We start from the raw sequence: 20,035 nt of genomic DNA on the forward strand, positions 1-20,035 counted from the left end.
GCAGTCCTCGGTATCGCGCGGACGTAGGTGGCGGTCCAAGTGTGTCCGTCGGTGGTCAAGTTGTGACGTCCGATGTGGGTGAGTCGGATGAGGAACATGATCTTCAAGAATGATGATCGTAATATTTCAATCAGTTAAATCAACTTGCTGAAATAGCGGTGCACAATCGCCGACGATCCAACCTGTGTGAATGTCCAACATTGCTGTGTCATTCCAGATAGTGTTCCGCAATCTCACGCAATTCGACACAGCTAGGCAATCAAACCTTGCCCGGTTCGCGACCGAATTCGACCACCCGAAAAACTGATATCCTCACGTCTACAGAAATTGACACAGCCCAGCCGAGAGGATCACCGGTGAAGGAGTCTATTGTTGTCACTGGTCAGGCCGCCAGCGAGCTTGCCAATTTCGACGCCGCCCTACGTAACGACCGGAAAGCGCTAACTCCTGTTGTCGTTGAAACCTTGCCGCCCCCGTACTACCTCCTGCATCCTCTGGACATCCTGCGCGCGAGCCTTCGCATGCCGGAACTGCAACGCAACGACCGGTTCTACGGACTGGTCAATGCCGCACTGGTGCTTGCCCCGCCCACCGTCCTGATCACCGCCGGCTTTTGGGCTGCCGCCGTCTGGTCCAGCGCACGTGAAATAGCGCTCCTGTTCGCTGGCGCCTGGTTGGGGTTTCTCTTTCGTCGACCCTACGAAACCTGGACCAACGCCGTCCGGAGCTTCGTTGAGGAGGCCCGTAACTCGCCATTCAAAACACCGTGGGCGCATCTCAGACACAGCTACATCCGGCCATTCTTCTCTCCGGTGGTCGAGTGCACTGACGGTCGGAAGTACGGCTCAATCAGCCCTGCTAACTGGGCGTTGCTGTCGTGGCGGGTGCGCCGTCTCGAGCGGGCATGGCGGCGCGTCTTCCGCGATTACGAGATCCGACCCGTGCCACCCACCGCCGGGCCTGGCTTTGAGCCGCCGTCGTTCCCCCGGTGCTGCACTCCTAGTCGGCGCTGGTATCAACGCTGGGAGAGAAGCAGGTTGTTCGTACGCTGGAATCTGATGCGTTCTGGATGTCTGCTCCGCCGGGCTGGCCGGCTGCTCACGCGGACGAGGGTGCTCCTGCCCGCTGAGGTCCGCGCGACTGGTCAGGATTTGCCGGCGGTCTACATCGCGCAGTATTGGACCGAGCGGGGGCTACCGATCCGCTATTTTCGAGGGTAGTCGTCCGCGCTGCCGACACACGCCGCGGAATTCGTCAAGGCGTTCGAGCCCAACGGGTGTTAGGAGACTGCTATCCGGCTCTCTTGAGGTGAGACCCTCAACCGGCATCGATATCACTGTCGGTGCAATGGGGATTGCCCCGACCGTGGTTGGCGCCTGGCGTGTGCAGGGTTCAGGCCACGTCTGCGACCTAGCAGATGGTCTCAAACTCGACCGGAGCGGGTCGCCTCGCGAGTCGCGTAGGATTCTTCGAGAATCAAGCCCGACCGCCGGGCGCAGCATTGGACGAAGGCCATCATGCCCAACGACGAAAACGCAGACGTTCCACCGAATCACCTCTCCATCGATCCGCGCAGCGCGTTCTATGACGAAGAGGTGCTCCTCCGCGACGTGGGCATCCGCTTCAACGGCGTCGAGAAGACCAACGTTCACGAGTACAACGTGGCCGAGGGCTGGGTGCGTGCCGAGGTCCCCACCGCGAAGGATCGCCGCGGAAATCCCATGGTCGTCAAGCTCAACGGCACGGTGGAACCCTATTTCCGCGTAGCGGAGTAACGGACCTCCCCGGTTTGCCGGTGCCGGCAGTGGCTCCCCGGGCCCTACCCCGCCGGCGTCACGTCAGCGCCGCTGCCCTTCACCGACGCCTTCGCGCGGTTGGCGGCCCGCACCGGCTTCCCACCCCGAACGAACCCGGTCGCCGAGATCGACGCCGAGATCAAGGTGTCCTCGCCCTTGACGAACGGGTGGAACCCGACACCCGCACCGCCGCGGCCCTTGACCGGAATGTCGGCGACTTCGGTTACCTTCCAACTCTTTTCGGAGATCGACAGAATCGCCTCACCGTTGCCGCATGTCACCGGTAGCGCCGCGATCACCTCGTCGCCGTCGGCCGCCAATTTCACCCCGGCGACGCCGTTGCCGGCGACACCCTGCGGGTTGACGGCAGTCGGGTCGATGCGCAGAATCTTCCCGCGCCGGGTCACCAGCGCCAGGTGCTGTCCTTCGGCCAGCAGCCCGGAGCGCAGCAGTCCGGTGATGTCCGGCGCCACCGGGATGTCGCGGATCTTGTACGGCAGACCACCACCGGTGGTGAACTTGATCCGGCCGTCGGTCCACACCGCCCAGCCCAGGCCGGAGGTGAGCAACTCGCCGTGGCTGTCGGAGAACACCCCCCGGTCATCGAGACGCCAGGAGGCGTTGACCTTGCGCTCGCGGGGCCCGTCGTCACCGGAACCCGCCGTCACCGGCGTCGCCTCGAAGTCCAGCACCGTGCGGCGGTCGAACTCGGGGCCTTTGAACAGTTTCGCGGTCTCCACCAGCTCCTTGTCGATCACCGCCCGTCGGGCATCGGGGTTGGAGACCAGTTCGGTCAGCTCCGCGAACTCGGCATCCAGCTTCTCCGCCTCCGCCCGCAACTCGATCACATCGAGCTTAGTCAGCCGGCGAAGTTGAAGTCCCAGAACGTAGTTGGCCTGCTCCTCATCGATGGTGAAGCGTTCCTGCAGGCCCCGGCGGGCGTCGTCGACGGTGTCCGAACCGCGGATCACCGCCACCGCGGCGTCGATGTCGAGGTGAATGGTCATCAGGCCGGTCACCAGATGCCGCCGGGCGGTGACCTTCTCCAGCCGGTATTCGCTGCGGTGCAGCACCACGGAATCACGCAGATGCAGGAACGCGGCGATCAGTTCGCGCACCGACCACCAGCGTGGCACCCGGTTCTCATCGAGGGCGACCAGGCTGGCGGCGAACGTCGACTCCAGCGGGGTCAGGGCTAGCAGCTGGTCGCGGATCTGTTCGGCACTGTGGCCGCGCTTGGCGGTGACGACGATCCGCAGTCCGTTGCGCCGGTCGGTCAAATCCGACATGTCGGCCACACCGGCCAGCTCGCCGGACTCGACCAACGCCCGAATGCGGTCCTGCACAGTAGAACTGGCGACTCCCGGCGGCAGCTCGGTGACGACGACGTTCTTCCCGTCGACCGACACGGTGCCGCGCACCGTGAACGCCCCCCTGCCCGTCGTGAGGTACTCCCGCAGCCCGGCCGTGCCGACCACCGTCGACCCGCAACCCCAGTCGGGTCCGGGAATGAGCTTCGCCAGCCGGTCGTCGGTCATGTTCGGCCGGGCCAGCAGCGCCCGGCAGGCCGCCATGATCTCGCGGGGATTGTGCGCGGGCACCTTGGTGGCCCATCCCTCGGCGATGCCCACGGCGCCGTTGCACAGCAGCACCGGCCACTGCGCCGGCAGCATGGTCGGTTCGGTCCACTCGCCGTCGAACGTCGCCACCATCGGCACCGCGTGGTCGTCGAGCTCGGCGGTGAGCGCCGCACCGGGTGCGGACAGCCGCATCTCGGTGTAGCGGTCGGCTGCCGGGATGTCGCCCTGGATGCGCGGGAATGCGCCCTGTCCGTCAATGACTTTCACGCGCTGGAACTCGGCGGCCAGCAGCGCCGCGGCCCCGTACATCGACGCGCCGCCGTGCGGATGCAGGTTCCCGGTGACCGCCGAGCAGACCTTCGAGGACTTCTGCGGCTTGTTGCCGGGCAGCAGTTTCGAGTCGTGCATCTGGTACAGCAGCCGACGCTGACCGGGCTTGAGCCCGTCGTACGCCGACGGGATGGCGCGATCGCTGACGCTGTAGAGCGCAAACGTCAGCTGGTAGTGGTTCCAGTAGTCGTCGGCGCTCTGGTCGAGCACCAGATCGGGATTCTGTTCGGGAACATCCAGGGTGGCGGTCATCTACGGCTCCTAGTCCAAGTCCAGCGCGGCGGTGTCGACACGGGCGGCGACATCGGCCATCCACGTGCGCCGACCCTCCGGTGGCCCGCCGAACAAGATGTGGTGCAGGTTGTGCTCGCCGTCATCGAGATGCACGCGAATCACGGTGCGCCGCTGCGGATCCAAAACGGTGTTCCAAAAGTCGTCGGCGTCCATCTCGCCCAGGCCCTTGTTGCGTTGCACCTCCACCCGGCGTTTGGAGTTAGCCCGCATCTGGGCCACCGCGCTGTCCCGCTCGGATTCGTCCTGGCAGTAGATCCGCTGGGTGCCGTCCTTGACGACGAACAGCGGCGGCAGCGTCACGTAGACCATCCCGGCCTCCACCAGCGGACGGTAGAAGTCCAGGAACATCGAGATCAAGCTGGAGTTGATGTTGCCGCCGTCGGGGTCGGCGTCGGAGGCGAACAGAATCCGGTCGTAACGACACTGCTCGGGGTCGCACTGGTCACGCACCCCGCAGCCCAGGATGCGTTCGATCGAATCGAACTCGTCCTTGGCCCGCGCCTTGCTCACGGCGAAGCCGTAGACGTTGGGCGGCTTGCCTTTCAACGGGAAGGCCGCCTGAAACGTCGCGTCGCGCGCCGCCTTGATGGTGCCCAGCGCGGAATCGCCCTCACACAGGAACAATTCGGCGCCCGACCCGCGGCCCGATTCCCGGCTGGGCAGCAACTTCGGGGGCAGCGACAGGTTCGTGCCCAGGCCTTTGGCTTTCGACGCCGCACGGGACCGGGCCTTGGCGCCCTCGGCGCTGCGGCGGGCCCGCGCGGCCTCCAGCGCTAACTTCGTCCAGAGCGACACCGCGTCGTTGTTGCCCGGGTTGGCCGCCCAGATGGTGACGCTGCGTGCCACATCCGGCACCATCGCCACATTCAGCGACCGCGACGAGACCGCGGTCTTGGCCTGTGAATCCCACCCCACATCGGGGGCGCGGGTGTCCACGGCCAACGCGGTGACCGCGGCGAAATCCTGCGGTTCCGGACCCAATTCGCCTTTGGCCAAACCCAGGTCACGGATCCGGGAGGCCCGATCGGCCAGCGCCTCGGAGAAGCCCTTCACCGCGGCGTTGAGGTGGGATCCGCCGCCGGGGGTGCGCACCGTGTTGCAGAAGGCGGCCACGGTGGCCGGCTCGGCCGGGCCGGCGGTCAGCGACCAGCCGAAGGGGGTCGGGCCGCGTCCGGTGGTGTATTCGCCGCGGCCCTCCACGACGGCACGCACCACGGGTGCGGGGTTGCCGGCGGCGGTGCACATCAGATCCAGCAGAGTCTCGGTGCCCCAGGGGCCGCTGAACGGCTCGAGCAGCGCCGGGGGAACCTCGCCGCCCGGCCAGCCCTCGTCGACGACGATCAGGTGCACCCCGGGGGACATCCGCGCCGCGGCGTGCGCCCGCAGCAGCACCTCACCGATGTCCACGCCGGCATCGGGCACCACGGCCGGGTCGAACAGGATCCGCACCGTCGTGCCGTGCGCGTCGGGCTTGCGATTGCTCACGCCACGCAGTTGCTGGGTGTCGTCGCGGGTGAACTCCGCGCCCGGGTCGAAGTCCTTTCCCTCGAACACCCCCGGGTAGCCGTCGCCGAAACTCTGCAGATAGGTCTTCCCCGCTCGGCGCACCGTCACGTCGGTGCGTGCGGAGATGAACACCGCGGCGGCGGCGCCGATCCCATTGAGTCCCGCTCCCGTGCTCAGGGCATCGGCGTGCGCGGAGAACTTGCCGCCGGCCCGCGCCGTGCCCAGCGTCTTGACGATGCCGTTCTTCCCGGTGACCGGGTCGGAGTCAACAGGCAGGCCACGGCCGTCGTCGGCGACACTGACCGACCCGTCGGCATGCAGGGTGATCGTGACGGTGGAACCGCCGTGGCTGGGAACGGCCACCTCTTCGACCGCGTTGTCCACCAGCTCCCGCAGCGCGGTGTTGAGCACGTCCAGGCCCAGGTTCACCGCCGGCCGCAGGCGGGTGTGCTGTACGTCGTCGAGTTCGGTGATGTCTGCGGCGTTGTAGCTCACTGCTGTCCTCCCCAGCGATCCTCTCGTCAACAAGGTGCGCCGCAGGAATGGTAGGCGTCCAATCCGACAGCTTCGTGCAGCCCTGCCGGTGTCGGAAGGTGGGTTCGGCTACACCGGGAACGGTATCGGCTCGCTAACCTCGAGATGTGCCGGACTCAACGAAACACCAGCCCGCCCGCCCGGGTCGGGTCGGAGCGGACGGCGACGGCTCCTCCACCCCCATCGTTCTCGACGTGGAGGGTTCCGGTGTCCAACCGCCGGTCACCCCTCGGGTGCGACGGGCGTTCTGGCTGCTGGAGCGACTCGCGCCGGCAATCGGGTCGCGGTGGGCAGTGGAACTATGGTGCACCCCGCCGGTCATCGAGTCCAGCCTGCGCATGCCGCCCGGCGTCCCGCCCGGTCAGCCGTTGGAAGCGCACTGGGACGGTCACCGGATAGCCGGGGAGGCCTGGGGCGAAGGGCCTCCGGTCTACCTGGTGCACGGCTGGGGTGGGCGTCGCCCACACCTGGGCATGTTCATCAAACCGCTCGTCGAATCCGGGCACCGCGTCATCGCATTCGACCTGCCCAGCCATAACGAGTCCGATCCCGGCGTCCTGGCGCCCGGCCGCACCACCGCCATCGAGTGCGCCGAAGCGGTTGCCGCCATGATCGCGACGCACGGCGCGGCCCGCGCGGTCGTCGCCCACTCCATGGGGTCCAACGCGACCGCGTTCGCGGCGTCGTGGGGCGCGGAGGTCGGGCGGTTGGTGTTCCTGGCGCCGATGGGCGAGTTCCCGATCTACCTGGATCTGTTCGCGGCGCGCCACAACTTCGGCCGACGGATTCGCGCCGGGCTGCATCGGCGTCTTGAACGCCGGATCGGCATGCCGCTGGAGGACACCAACATGGTCCGGATCGCCGAGCGCACCGAATATCCGCCGCTGCTGGTGATCCACGATCCCGATGACCCCGACACCCCCTGTGCGACGAGCGAGAAGGTCGTCGCGTCCTGGCCGGGGGCACGCCTGATGACGACGAAGGGGCTGGGCCGGCTGGCGCACTTCCGAATCCTGCGGCATCGCCCCGCGATTCGCGCGGGCGTCGAGTTCATCGGACCCGCCGGCACCTAAATGCTGTAGCGCCGCAGCCGCTGCAACCTCCGCATACCGGCGGTGGCCACCTTCTCCGGTGCCGGTCGCAGGGCGGCTTCGAGTCGTGCGCGAACCTCCTCGGCGTCGAGGTGGGTGCCGATTGCGACGAGGTGGCTGTCCGTTGGTCCCCCGGCGGCGGTCGTCACGTGGACGGACGTGCCGACGACGTTCACGAGGTAATGGCGCTTGCCGATCGCGACGGTCCCCTTCATCCGGTAGACGCCCCGGGGTGGCTGTTCGAGCAGGTCGATGAGCGGTCCGGGGTCGACGGCGCCGTCGCCGACGACGGTGACCGACGTGGCGTGCACGTGGTCGTGGTGCTCGTCGTCGGCGGCCTCGTCGAGCAGCAACTCCCGAAACGACAGCTGCCCGGACTTGCCGCCACCGCCGACGTCGTACAGCAGCCGGGGATCCACCCGGCCCGCCACCGCGCCGACAACGTGGGCGTCCGGATTCGTTTCGTGTACCCGGGCTTGCACCCGACCAAGGGTCTCCGCGCGGGCGTCCTCGGCGATCCTGTCCAGCTTGTTGACCACCACCAGTGACGCCGCGCTGTAGCGCGACGGCGGAGCGGACTCCGTGTCGACGGTGTCGAAGTGCTCCACGGCGTCGATGACGTCGACGACGCCGCCGTGCCGGATCCGCTCCACCCCGCTGAACCGGATCAGCCGGGAAATCGCGACCGGCTCGGCCACCCCGCTCGCCTCGACGATGATCGCGTCGAGCGCCAGCTTCGGATCGGCCAGTTTCTCCAGCGCGGCGTCGAGTCCGCCCTCGTCGGGCAGGCAGCAGATGCAGCCGCCGGCGATCGACACCGGTTCGTCGACCTGACCGGTGACCAGGCCGGCGTCGACGTTCAGTTCGCCGAAATCGTTGATGACGACGCCGATCCGCGCGCCCGGAGCTCGCAGCACATGGTTGAGCAGCGTGGTCTTGCCCGCCCCGAGGTGCCCCGTGAGCGCGATGACGGGGATGGCGGGGGCGCTGCGGTCGACCACCCGGCCATTATCGCGTCACCCGACCACGACGGGGCGCGGCATCACGGTGAGCTTCTCGCCGTAACGGGGTGTCCCGAAGCCGTGGCCACCATTGCGCCCACCGCCGCCCGGGGGGATCGGCGGAGGCATGGCGCTGACCGACCTGGCCTCCGGGGCGACGGTCCAGCCGCTGCCCGTACCGGCGGCGGGCGCAGTCGCCGGAACGGTCGCCGCCCAGGTCGGCGGCGTGGACAACGATCCGACCAGGGTGGCCCGGCCCACACCGGCCGACACCGGCGCGCCGGCGCCGCGCCCGGCGGCCTCGAGACCCCCGGTGGCTGCCGAGGCGAGTGTCATGCCCGGCGTGGCGCCGAGCCCGCCGCCGGCCAGGGCGGCCGTACCACCATCCATGCCGCGGGCCAGGAACCCGAGCGTCGCCAGGCCGGCAAAGCCCTCGATATTCCCGCCGGGATCGAAGATCCCGGTCGCGGCGATGGTGTTCCACAGCTGGGCGTTGATGTTCAGACCGGACCCGTCGTCTCCGCCCCAGGTGCCGTCGAACAGGCCGTCGAAGAAGTTCGTCCAGTGCCAGTCGGGATCCGACGGCGACATGCCCTCCGCCGGTGATGCCATGCTGCGCAACGCGTTGGGCACCTGGGAGTGGGCGTTCACGGCATCGGCGTCCGCGGTGCTGGGTTCCCCGTCGCCCTCCGACTTCGTGGTCTCGGGCGCATCGGCGAACGGGAGCAGTTCTGCGGCAGCGGCCGACGCGGCGGCGTAGCCGTACATTGCGACGGCATCCTGCGCCCACATCTGGGCATAGCGCGCCTCGGTCGCCGCGATGGCCGCTGCGTTCAGCCCGAGCACATTGGTCTTGACCAACGACGTCAACATCACCCGGTTGTTCGTGATCATCGGCGGCGGTACCGTCGTGGCGTAGGCCGACGCATGGGCGTCCGCGGCTGAGTAGGCCTGCGCCGCAGTGTGTTCGGCCTGCTCGGCGGTGACGTTCAGCCATGTCGTGTAGGGCTCGGCCGCTGCGATCATCGCGACCGCGGATGGCCCCGACCACCCCTGGCTGGCAAGTCCGGCCACCGACCATTCGAAGGACAAGGCTGCTGCCCGAAGCTCCGCGGCCAGTAGGTTCCAGGCTCGCGCGGCGGCCAACAACGGCCCAGATCCGGGCCCGGCGTACATCCGCGCCGAGTTGATCTCCGGCGGAATCGATCCGTAATCCATCACTCAAAAGCCTTTCACTGAACCGAGATGACGTTGGCGGCGTCGGTTGCCGCATAGGACTGGGCGCTGTGCTGCAGCGTGCTCACGAACAGCGCATGTACGACGGCAGCCCGTTTGCTGATCACCTGGTACAGCTGTGCGTGCCTGGCGAATTGGGCGGCGGTCAGCGCCGATACCTCGTCGGCGGCCGCGGGAATCACGCCGGTGGTCGGCGCTGCGGCAGCCGCGTTCTGCGCGGTCACCAGTTCACCGACCCGGTGCAGATCGGCCGCGGTCGCGGTCAGCTCCTCGGGCAGTGCGGACACAAAAGACATCACAAGCCTCCTTCACGGAAGAATGGCGAATTACCCGGTCGTGCCGGATATTTCGCATGCAGAAGCCGCGCTGGTCCGCTGGAGCGGACGGCGCGGGTACGGGACGGCGCGAGCCGACTCAGCAGGTGGAGTCGGCGGCGGGGCCGGATTCGAACGAAACAATCGTCGATCTCGGATAAGGACTATCGCTCGAAGTCAATCTCGCTCTCACCTCCTCACGGCCAGGGCACGCGGGGGTGCCGTTGCAGCGCGCACAACGGGACAAGCCGAACCGGCGGAATCCGCGGGACGGCACCCCTCTCGTCAGAGCTTCAGCACTGCACGGCGTATTCGGTCAAAACCGAAAGCCACTTGGGCTCAACCCTTGAGCCGGGAAGAGCTGTCCTGACCCGGGGCGTCTCTCGACGTTGGAGGTCAGTGGCCTGTATCCGCACAGAGGCCTCACCTAGCGAGGTGCGTTCGCGGCCCATGCTGGCATCGTGAATGGGCTAAGTCAACTCCTACGCCGAGCCGTCGGCGCGCGTTCGCTTATTGTCGCGGGACGATAGATGGCGTGGAAATTAACTGTCTGGCAGCAAATTTCAGTAGGCATGAGCATGGACGCATGAAAATAACCTGCTGCACCGTTAATTCCACGTATCCGCAAACCGAATCGACTGGTGCTGCTCAGGATTCGCAACGCTGGGTGGAAGCTCACCGACCGAAGGGGGTGAAGCCGGCACGGTGGCGACACCCTCAATGCGCCGTGCCCCGGATATGTTCAGCCGGATTCAGGCGGACCCCGCCCCTCGGCGATGCCGCGGGGCGCTCGATTCTTCCGTCCGGCCCCGCAGGTCGCCGCTATCCTTCGCTGTGTGACACGTCCTGTTTCCCGGCGTGACGTCCTGAGGTACGCGGCACTGCTCGCGCCGGCGCTCTGCGTCCCGACAGTGCTCGGCACTCCGACGGCCACCGCCAAGCCCATGCAGCTGATCGACTTCGCCGACCGCCTGGTCGATCCCGAGCAGATCCGCGCGGCCGGCTTCGACGGCGCACTGGTGTACGTCTCCGAACTGCGGCCGGGGGCGACGTTCGACTTCAAGCCGGTCACCCGCGACTACACCGACCGTCTGCGCGCCACCGGACTGCAGGTCGTCAGCTGCTATCAGTACGGCAAACCCGGCTGGGTGAACTCACCGTCGGACTTCACCCGCGGCTACGACGGGGGAGTGGCCGACGCCCGCACGGCGCTGCGCTTGCACACCGCGGCCGGGGGACCGGACACCGCGCCGATCTTCTTCAGTGTCGACGAGGACATCGACGCCAAGACGTGGAAAGCCCAAGCGCTGCAGTGGTTCCGCGGCATCAACTCGGTGCTCGCCGTGGAGCGCACCGGGATCTACGGCGGCGCCCGTCAACTCGGCTGGGCGATCGCCGACGGCGTCATCGGACACTCGACGAGCGCCGGGCGCCGCTGGGCGTGGCAGACCAAAGCCTGGTCGGGGAGCGACCGCGAGCCGGCGGCGGTGCTGTTCCAGCGGGAAGTCGTCACCGCCTCCGACCCGGGCGTGCTGATCGACGGCGTACACGTCGATGTCGACGACGTGCTGGCGGCCGATTTCGGCCAATGGGACAAAACCTGACTCCGAAATCATTGCTCACGCAGCCGATTTACTGTGGCCTCGCGGGTGCTTGCTCGGCGCCGGCAAGGTAGGAGGTTTCGATCCCGGTCAGCAGGGCCTGCAGGAGCTGATCGAGTTCCGCCTCGTCGTGCACCGCGGGTCGTCCGAGGACGAAGCTCATCAGGACGCCGTCGATGAATGTCAGCATCGCGTTCGTCTGCTGTTCCACGATCCGCTTCGGCAGCGGATCCCCTGCGGGCTGCCAGTGCGTCACGACCTCGCCGACCAGGCGGTGCAGCAGATCGGCGATCGCCTGGATGGTGGTGCGCAGCGCCGGATCCCGGCCGGCTTGCAGGGCGATCTCGTACCTTGCCCGGGTCAGGGTCAGCTGCGGCTCCGTCCCGGCGATGATCACCAGGCGCGCCAACGCGGCCGTACCCGCGTAGACGTCGGGTGCGTCGACGCTGAGTTGGAGCAGTTGCGATAGATCGGCGATGTATAGCTCGGTGATCCGAGCCGCAATGCCCTGCAGCAATGCTTTGCGGGTCCGGTAATGGACAGACGTCGTACCGCGGGGAACGCCGGCATGGCGGTCGACTTTGGGATGGCTGAGCCCCCGATCGCCATCGGTGCCGAGCAGTTCGATCGCCGCGTCGCACAGTGCTCGTCGGCGTTGTTCGGGGTCGCGTTTCCTGGGCGTGCCGATAGTCGCAGTCTAGTGCGGAGCCTCGTCCGGAACGGCCAGAAAGAGACACTAAAGAATTAGTTTTGACACTATCGTCACGGTATCTATGCATGTTACTTTCGGGTAATCAAAGGCCTGCCCGCCGTTTGTGCAGGAGAGCGACCCCGCCCGAAGGAGAACTCAGTGCGCCGGACGTACCGCCCCCTCTGCGTCGCCGCCGTGCTCGGCGCCGGTCTCGTCGTCGCTGCGCCGGCGGCACCGCTCCCCGGAACGCAACGCCACGAACTGCTGCTCGCCAGCGCGGATGCACCCCTGGGCGACGGCATCGCGTTCGTGATGGGCGGCAGCGGGCTGGCCACCCCGGGCCAGGCGTACGCCGACGCGGTCAACGCGCTGTACCTGGCGCCGCTCGGCTTCACCGGCACCACCCAGATCGTCACCACCCCCGAGGAGCTGTACCCGTTCTTCGGCCCATTCGGCGGGACCCTCGACAAGTCGCTGGCGCAGGGTGGCCAAGCCCTGGACGACGCGATCATGGCGAAATTCCACGCCGGCGAACTCAGTTCGGAGCACCCCGCGGTGGTGTTCGGCTGGTCGCAGAGCGCGATCATCGCCTCGCAGGTGCAGAGCCAACTGGCCGACCAGGGCGTGCCGTCCGACGACGTGCGCTTCGTGATGATCGGTGACGTCAGCGCCCCCAACGGCGGCCTGCTGGAACGGTTCAACCTGCCCGACAACGCCCAGCCGAGCCTGCCGAGCCTGGGCATCACGTTCAGCGGTGCGGGGCCCTCCGACCTGTACCCGACCGACGTCTACACCCACGAGTACGACGGGTTCGCCGACTTCCCGCAGTACCCGGTCAACGTCCTGGCCGACCTCAACGCGCTGCTCGGAATCGCGTTCGAACACACCACCTATCTCGGGCTGACGGCCGATCAGATCGGCGACGCGATCCTGCTTCCCACGTCAGCGGCCGACACCCTGACCGACTACTACATGATCCCGGCGAACGGCCTGCCGCTGCTGGACCCGCTGCTGTTCTTCGGCAGCGGCGGCAAGGCCGTCTACGACCTGCTCGAACCGGACATGCGCATCCTGGTCAACCTGGGCTACGGCAGCATCACCGACGGCTGGAGTCAGGGCGACGCCGACGTTCCCACCCCGCTGGGCTTCCTGCCGGACTCCGCCACCCTGCACACCCTCGCCGCGCAGTTGCCGCAGGCGCTGCTCGACGGATGGCAGCAGGGTGTCACCGCCTTCGCCGCCGATCTGACGCATCCGGACAACACCACGCCCGGATTCCTGACCGAGCTCAGCGCCCTGACGAAAATCATTCCCGGCACGCAGCTTTCGGAGTTCTTCTCGACGCCCACCACCGCGGCGGACCTGTTCGACACGTTCCCGCCGCACACCGGCATCCCGGCGCTGGACATCGCCAGCGCGGTGCTGATCAACCTGCCGCAGATCGACTACAGCGTGTTCACCTCCGAACTCGCGGACGGCAACCTGCTCGACGCGATCGGCATCCCGATCGCCGCCGACCTGGGCATCCTGCCGCTCGCCCTGCTGGGCGCGCTGATCTGATCAGGACCGCGGGTCAGTGCCGCGTCGCCGCCACCGCGAGCGGGCTTGGCGCGGTGTCGATCTCGACGCGTGCGACGGTGCGCTCGTGCACTTCGTCGGGGCCGTCGAAGATTCGCATGGCCCGGTGCAACCCGTAGAGTTTCGCCAGCGGGGTGTCGTCGCCGATGCCGGCGGCACCGTGCACCTGGATGGCCCGGTCGATCACCGTGCAGGCCATCTTCGGGGTCACCGCCTTGACCTGCGCCACCAGACTGCGGGCTGCCTTCCCGCCGTGCTGGTCGACGGTCCAGGCGGCCTTCTCGCAGAGCAGCCGGGCCTGATCGATCTCGGTGCGGGACTGCGCGATCGACTGAGCCACCACCCCCTGCTCGGCCAGCGGGCCGCCGAACGCCGTCCGGCTGCGAGCCCGGTCGACCAGCAGCGCCAGCGCCCGCTCGGCGACACCGACGCAGCGCATCCCGTGGTGCAGCCGGCCGGGATCGGCCCACGCCTGCATCATCGCGAATCCCGCCCCCTCCTCGCCGAGGCGGTTGCTCACCGGCACCCGCACGTCGTCGAAGGTGATCTCGCAGTGCCCCTGCTGGTGCTGCCAGCCGAACACCGGCAGCGAGCGGAGAACGGTGACCCCCGGGGTGTCCAGCGGCACCAGCACCAGTGAATGCTGCCGGTGCTGGGCGGCCTCGGGGTCGGTGCGGCCCATCACCACCAGCAGCCGGCAGCGCGGATCCGCGGCGCCGGAGATCCACCATTTGCGGCCGTTGAGCACGTAGTCGGTGCCGTCGCGGGCGATGGCGGTGGCGATGTTGCGGGCGTCGCTGGAGGCCACCGCCGGTTCGGTCATCGCGAACGCCGCCCGAATCGTGCCGTCCAGCAACGGGTTCAGCCAACGTTCCTGCTGTTCGGCGGTGCCGAACAGGTGCAGGATCTCGATGATCCCGCTGTCCGGTGCGGAGCAGTTGGTGGCCTCCGGCGCCAACTCCACACTCCACCCGGTCAGTTCGGCGAGCGGGGCGTAGTCGAGGTTGGACAGCCCGGACGCCGGGGTGAAGAACAGGTTCCACAGGCCGTCGGCGCGGGCCGCGGTCTTGAGGTGCTCCAGTACCGGCGGCACCGTGTGGTCGTCGGGGCCGGCCGCCGCCCGGAACCGGTCGTATTCGGTCTCGGCGGGCAGCACGTGCTCGATCAGGAACGTCGACAGCCGCCGGTGGTAGTCGGCTGTCGTCGCGGACATCGCAAAGTCCATGTTGAGCGCCCCTGTCGTGGAAACACCTGCCCGACCGTCCTGACCTCGTCAGGCTAGCCGCGTCTCGCCCTGCGTGGACTTGTCGGCGGTGTTCTCTATCCTTCCGACATGTCGGCAGTACCGCGGTTCGTCATCCGCCCCGACGATCTCGGGGTCGAGTTCGATGCCGCGACCATCGGCCGCGGCGCCCGCTACGCCGCCAACGGCATGGTGTCCGACATCAGGTGGGATGCGGGAAGCACCAGCCTCTCGGCGTCCTGCGACGGGTCGCGCGGGTTCCCGTACAACGTGCAGGTCAGCTTCGACAGCGAGGATGACCGGCTCCTCCTGGACTGGGCGTCCTGCACGTGCCCGGTCGGCAACTTCTGCAAACACGCGGTCGCACTGCTGCTGACCGTCGGCGCCCCGGAAACAGGCCCGCCGCCCGACGACCCTGACCTGTGGCGGACGGTGTTGTCCCGGGTACTCGACGAGATCGAGACACCCGCCGCGACGGCCGGTGCCCCGATCGGCCTGGAGTTCTCCCTGACGGAGGCGACGCGGTTCCGGCCCGGCGGACTGATCGCGCTGCGCCCGCTGACCATCGGCAAACGGGGAACCTGGATCAAACGCGGACTGACCTGGCGGCAGCTGCTCTACACCCCGATCATCGGAGACTTCGACCGGCGGCAGTACGGCCTGCTGCGCACCCTCGTCACCGACCTGCAGCGCGCCTTCCCGGTGATCGACGGTGACCTGCTGATCCTGACCGCGACGTCACCGGCGCTGTGGCCCGCGCTGGCCGCCGCCCGGGACGCCGGGGTGGCACTGGTTCCCGACCAGGCCAGCGGTCTGCAGGCGGTTGAGCTGATCGAAAGCGCCGCGTTGCGACTCGATTTCACCGGTGACGACGCGGGTGGGGCGACGATGTCGGTGCGGGTGCTGATCGACGGGGCCGAGTTCCCGCCCGGTGACGTCGTCCTGGTCGGGCATCCGACGCCGCACGGCGTCGGCCAGATCGTCGACGGTGTGCTGCGGCTCGGTGGCTTCGACCCGGCGCCGGGTCCGACCATGCTCGACCTCGTCGCCCACGACCGCCGGGTACACATCCCCGCCGCCGGGGCAGCGGAGTTCACGCTGAACGTCCTGCCCCGGCTGGCCGGCGCCCTGTCGGTGGAGGTCGATGCCGGACTGTTCAGCCCGCCGACCGTGACCGGGCCGGTACCCGTCCTGACGGTCACGATGACCGATAGCGGCGCCCGGCTGTACTGGAGCACCCGCTACCAGGTCAACGACAAGCACCACGACTTTGACCCGGCCGCACCGCTGTCGTCGACCGGATATCGGGACGCCGCAGCCGAACAGGCCATCTGGACGCAGGCGACTCCGCTGCTGCGCAGGGTCGCGGCAACCTCATGCACGTGGAAACGCCAGGCGACTTCACACGTCATGCGGCGGGTCTCCCGGTTGATCGGCGAATCTCCAACCGATGAGTTGCGCGCCCTGGTGCTGGCCGCGGACACGTCGGCCGCCGTCGCCGCCGCATCGGTGGCGACGCTGCAGTCCGCGGTGGAGTTGACCGCCGTGGAGACCGCGGTGCTGTGTGCAGAGGTTCTGCCGGAGGTGACCGCGGCCGGCCTGGCCGTGCAGATCGACGGCGCTGTCCGGGAATTCCGGCTGGCCGACGACGCTCCACAGCTGCAGTTCTCCGGCGATGAGGGGCCGGCGTCCAACGACTGGTTCGGCCTGGACATCGCGGTCACCGTCGGCGGGCACACCGTGCCGCTGGCGGATGTGATCACCGAGTTGTCCTCGGGGGCAACACACATGCTGATGTCCGATGGCCTCTATTTCCGGCTGGACGCCCCGGAGATCCTCCGGCTGCGGGAACTGCTCGACGAGGCCCGCGCGCTCGGTGAGATCGACGGTGACAAGGTCAATGCCCGGTCGCTGAACGCCACCCTGTGGGAGGAACTGCTCAGCCTCGGCGTCGTCGATCAGCAGGTGGCCCGATGGCAGCAGAGCCTGGTCCGGCTCAGCACCGCGCAGGCACCCGAGCGTGTCGAGGTGCCGGACGGGTTGGCGGCCACCCTGCGTGACTACCAGCGTGACGGCCTGGACTGGCTGTCATTCCTGTGGGACAACGGGATCGGCGGCGTACTCGCCGACGACATGGGCCTGGGGAAGACCGTGCAGACACTGGCGTTGATCGCCCGCGCCAAGGCAGCCGGCGCCGGGCGGTTCCTGGTGATCGCACCGACCAGTGTCGTCGGCAACTGGGCCGCCGAGGCCGCCAAGTTCACCCCCGGCCTGACCGTCGCCGCGGTCACCGCCACCGAGGCCCGGTCGGGCTGTCCGCTCGCCGACCGGGTGGCCGGCGCCGACATCGTCGTCACCTCCTACGCACTGTCCCGGATCGATTTCGATGCCTACGCTGCGATCGATTGGGCCGGAGTCATTCTCGACGAAGCCCAGTTCGTCAAGAACCACAACAGCAAGACCCACCAGTGCGTGCGGCGTCTCGATGCCGGGTTCAAGCTGGCGATCACCGGCACGCCGATGGAGAACAACCTGATGGAGTTGTGGGCGCTGCTGTCGATCACCGTGCCGGGGCTGTTCCCCTCGCCGAAGGTGTTCGGCGATTACTTCCGAAAGCCCATCGAATCGGGCACCGACCCGGAGCGGCTGGCGGTGCTGCGGCGGCGGATCAAGCCGGTGATGTTGCGCCGCAAGAAATCCCAGGTGGCCACCGAACTGCCGGCCAAGCAGGAGCAGGTACTCGCCGTCGAACTGGGCACCAAACACCGCAAGATCTACGACACCCGGCTGGCCCGGGAACGCCAGAAAGTGCTGGGGTTGCTCGGTGACTGGGACAAGAACCGCTTCCAGATCTTCCGGTCGTTGACCCTGCTGCGGCAGTTGAGCCTGCATCCCGGGCTGGTCGACGGCACCGATCTCAACGTCGGTTCGGTGAAGGTCGACTTCCTGGTGGAGCAACTGCTGCAGTTGGCGGCCGAGGACCACAGCGCGCTGGTGTTCAGCCAGTTCACCGGGTTCCTCGGCATCGTCCGGTCGCACCTGGACGCCGCGGGTGTCAGCTACAGCTATCTGGACGGCTCGGTCAGCGCCCACGCGCGCGCCGCAGAACTGAAGAGGTTCCGCGCCGGCACCACCCAGGTGTTCCTGATCAGTCTCAAGGCCGGCGGTTTCGGGCTGAACCTGACCGAGGCCGACTACTGCTTCCTCTGCGACCCGTGGTGGAGCCCGGCGGCCGAAGCCCAGGCAGTCGACCGTACGCATCGCATCGGCCAGACCCGGCCGGTCACGGTGTACCGGTTGGTGTCGCAGGACACCATCGAAGAGAAAGTCGTTGCGCTGCAGGAGCGCAAACGGGAACTGTTCACCGCGGTGGTGGATGACGGTGAACTGTTCAGCGCGGCGGTCACCGCCTCGGATGTGCAGGAACTGCTGGCGTGACGGCGGGTCGAACACTCGCCAGGCCGGCGCTCACCAGACGATAGCCGCCAACTCCCGGTTGGCGCTGCAGACGGCGTGGATCGCGGCCCGGATGTCTTCTGCGGTCAGCGTTTTCAGATCATCGACCGTCACCGGGTGCCCGGCGCGTTTCCGGCCGGCCAGCCGGGTGTCGCGGGACAGCTCGGCCTCCTCGATCACGTTGCGGGCGAAGCGTCCGTTGTGCAGGACGTCGATGCCGTGGTCGCCGCGCGGCGTTCGGTGGGCGCCGACCGTCGTCACCAGCTCCAGAAACCGTTGCCGTGCCGTCGGGTCGAGCACGGTGGCCCGGTCGGCGCCGTAGCGCTGACCGATCTCGACGACCTCCGCCGGGGTGTAGGACTCGAACCGGATCCGGCGGTTGAACCGGCTCGCCAGGCCCGGGTTGACGGTGAGGAAGTCGTCGACCCGATCCTCGTAGCCGGCTGCCAGGAAACAGAAGTCGAACCGGTGCTTCTCCAGTGCGATCAGCAACTGGTTGACCGCCTCCATCCCGATCATGTCCGGCGTGCCGTCCTGGTGGCGCTCCACCAGCGAGTAGAACTCGTCCATGAAAAGGATTCCGCCCAGCGATCTTTCGATCAGCTCGTTGGTCTTCGGGCCGGACACCCCGATGTGCTCGCCGCAGAAGTCGGAGCGGCGGACCTCGCGGATCTGCGGGGTGCGCACGATCCCCAGCCCGGCGTAGATCTTGCCGAGCGCCTGCGCGGTGGTGGTCTTACCGGTGCCGGGTGGGCCGACGAGCAGCATGTGATTGGTCTGGCCCTCCACCGGCAGACCGTGCTCCAGGCGCATCGCCCGGACCTCCAATTGGTCCTCCAGCGCCTGCACGGCCCGCTTCACCTCGGACAGTCCGACCTGCCGGGCCAGCTCGGCGCGCCCCTCGGCCAGCAGCAAAGCCCGGAGATCCGCGGCGCCGGGCTCGTCGAGTTCGGCGGGCGTCTTCGCCGACGCGACGTCGAATCGGTCGCTGCGACTGTCGATGACGGACTCGTCGGTGACGGTCAGACGCAGATCCGGTTCGGCCAGCGCGGCGTTGGCCGGTTCGGTCAGCACACCGTTGACGGCGGCTTTCGACAACCAGACCTGAGCGCGGTCCTCATCGCCGAGCTGGCGGTGCACCATGCCGCGCAGGTAGGCCAGATCCGCCGTCAGCAGCGGAATCTCACCGCCATCACCCGGCACCCGGTCCAACCAGTCCAGCGCCACCCGGCCGCGCCCCAGGTGGGCGGCCGCATGGCCGGCCAGCACCCGGATCGACGCGGTCACCGCCGGCATGACGACGGCCCGCTCCGGCAACTCCTCGGCGGCGACGGTCAGCACGTCCGGCCACCGCTGGGTGGCGAACATCAGGTAACCGCGGCCCAACTGGTGCCACTGGTGGTTCACCCACCCGTCGAGCAGGCGGTCGTCCGCCAGTAGCGCGTCGGCCCGGGCGTACGCACCGGCGGCGGTCAGCGCGGAGGCCAACGCCAGCCCGGCGTGTGAGGCGTCGGTGACGGTGATCGACAGGTACGGTCCCAGCGGAATCTCGGCGGCCAGCTGCCGGCCCAGCCGGGTGGTCTCCCGGTGCAGCCAGTCGCCGGTGGTATGGAGCTGCTCCAGTGTCGCCAAAGCCGTGTCGCCGCAGGCGATCCGGCCGAGCTACGCGTCGGCCATCGACGGATCCGCCGCGGTGGCCGCCGTGAACTCCGCCAGCGCCGCGCTGCGGTTCGCCAGGTCCGCCATCGCCCGGTCGAAATGCCTGCGCGCCGCCGGCAGGTCGG

Annotated in this window: 13 protein-coding genes, 1 pseudogene and 1 riboswitch; of the genes and pseudogenes, 6 read left to right on the forward strand and 8 right to left on the reverse strand. The window is 68.1% G+C overall.

Annotated elements, in window-relative coordinates; all coding sequences use genetic code 11:
- Positions 1-356: 356 nt before the first annotated feature.
- Positions 357-1,220, forward strand: coding sequence for a hypothetical protein (locus tag KIH27_RS09445; RefSeq protein ID WP_214092677.1), 864 nt, complete (start codon positions 357-359; stop codon positions 1,218-1,220).
- A gap of 297 nt (positions 1,221-1,517) precedes the next feature.
- Complete coding sequence (locus tag KIH27_RS09450; RefSeq protein ID WP_214092678.1) at positions 1,518-1,775, forward strand: DUF3297 family protein; 258 nt, start codon at positions 1,518-1,520, stop codon at positions 1,773-1,775.
- A 44-nt stretch (positions 1,776-1,819) separates the two neighbouring features.
- Here KIH27_RS09450 and KIH27_RS09455 read toward each other — a convergent pair whose 3' ends face one another.
- Together KIH27_RS09455 and KIH27_RS09460 are read right to left on the reverse strand one after the other, a co-directional pair.
- Complete coding sequence (locus KIH27_RS09455) at positions 1,820-3,958, reverse strand: DNA gyrase subunit A (protein WP_214092679.1); 2,139 nt, start codon at positions 3,956-3,958, stop codon at positions 1,820-1,822.
- 9 nt (positions 3,959-3,967) lie between these two features.
- A complete protein-coding gene (locus KIH27_RS09460) occupies positions 3,968-6,001 on the reverse strand; it encodes a toprim domain-containing protein (protein WP_214092680.1) in 2,034 nt (677 codons plus the stop codon).
- A gap of 221 nt (positions 6,002-6,222) precedes the next feature.
- On the opposite strand from KIH27_RS09460, the gene KIH27_RS09465 reads away from it, so the two are divergent.
- Positions 6,223-7,113 (forward strand): alpha/beta fold hydrolase, encoded by an 891-nt coding sequence (locus KIH27_RS09465; protein WP_214092707.1) that lies wholly within the window; start codon positions 6,223-6,225, stop codon positions 7,111-7,113.
- Here KIH27_RS09465 and KIH27_RS09470 read toward each other — a convergent pair.
- The 3 genes from KIH27_RS09470 to KIH27_RS09480 are packed head-to-tail and all read right to left on the reverse strand — an operon-like array spanning position 7,110 to position 9,664.
- The gene (locus KIH27_RS09470) at positions 7,110-8,132 is read right to left on the reverse strand and encodes a CobW family GTP-binding protein (protein WP_214092681.1); all 1,023 of its coding nucleotides are present in this window, start codon (positions 8,130-8,132) and stop codon (positions 7,110-7,112) included. The genes KIH27_RS09465 and KIH27_RS09470 overlap by 4 nt on opposite strands.
- A gap of 15 nt (positions 8,133-8,147) precedes the next feature.
- The gene (locus tag KIH27_RS09475; protein WP_214092682.1) at positions 8,148-9,350 is read right to left on the reverse strand and encodes a PPE family protein; all 1,203 of its coding nucleotides are present in this window, start codon (positions 9,348-9,350) and stop codon (positions 8,148-8,150) included.
- A gap of 14 nt (positions 9,351-9,364) precedes the next feature.
- Entirely contained in the window at positions 9,365-9,664 is a 300-nt protein-coding gene (locus KIH27_RS09480) for a PE family protein (RefSeq protein ID WP_214092683.1), read from the reverse strand.
- 288 nt (positions 9,665-9,952) lie between these two features.
- Positions 9,953-10,124, reverse strand: a riboswitch (M-box (ykoK) riboswitch).
- A gap of 394 nt (positions 10,125-10,518) precedes the next feature.
- On the opposite strand from KIH27_RS09480, the gene KIH27_RS09485 reads away from it, so the two are divergent.
- Positions 10,519-11,286: a DUF1906 domain-containing protein gene (locus KIH27_RS09485; RefSeq protein WP_307856828.1), complete on the forward strand. Its 768-nt coding sequence runs from the start codon at positions 10,519-10,521 to the stop codon at positions 11,284-11,286.
- A 28-nt stretch (positions 11,287-11,314) separates the two neighbouring features.
- On the opposite strand, the gene KIH27_RS09490 is transcribed toward KIH27_RS09485, so the two are convergent.
- On the reverse strand, positions 11,315-11,800 hold the full coding sequence (locus KIH27_RS09490; RefSeq protein ID WP_214092685.1) for a TetR/AcrR family transcriptional regulator: 486 nt from the start codon (positions 11,798-11,800) through the stop codon (positions 11,315-11,317).
- A 333-nt stretch (positions 11,801-12,133) separates the two neighbouring features.
- Here KIH27_RS09490 and KIH27_RS09495 point away from each other — a divergent pair, with 333 nt between their 5' ends.
- On the forward strand, positions 12,134-13,534 hold the full coding sequence (locus KIH27_RS09495; protein WP_214092686.1) for a PE-PPE domain-containing protein: 1,401 nt from the start codon (positions 12,134-12,136) through the stop codon (positions 13,532-13,534).
- Positions 13,535-13,547: 13 nt separating this feature from the next.
- Here the strand turns inward: KIH27_RS09495 and KIH27_RS09500 are convergent, their stop codons facing one another.
- Positions 13,548-14,777: an acyl-CoA dehydrogenase family protein gene (locus KIH27_RS09500; protein ID WP_214092687.1), complete on the reverse strand. Its 1,230-nt coding sequence runs from the start codon at positions 14,775-14,777 to the stop codon at positions 13,548-13,550.
- Positions 14,778-14,885: 108 nt separating this feature from the next.
- Here KIH27_RS09500 and KIH27_RS09505 point away from each other — a divergent pair, with 108 nt between their 5' ends.
- Entirely contained in the window at positions 14,886-18,233 is a 3,348-nt protein-coding gene (locus KIH27_RS09505) for a DEAD/DEAH box helicase (RefSeq protein WP_214092688.1), read from the forward strand.
- Positions 18,234-18,263: 30 nt separating this feature from the next.
- On the opposite strand, the pseudogene eccA reads toward KIH27_RS09505, so the two are convergent.
- Positions 18,264-19,997 (reverse strand): annotated as a pseudogene (gene eccA / locus KIH27_RS09510) (type VII secretion AAA-ATPase EccA).
- Positions 19,998-20,035: the final 38 nt, after the last annotated feature.

The sequence above is a fragment of the Mycolicibacter acidiphilus genome, from assembly GCF_018455725.1.
GTDB lineage: Bacteria > Actinomycetota > Actinomycetes > Mycobacteriales > Mycobacteriaceae > Mycobacterium > Mycobacterium acidiphilum.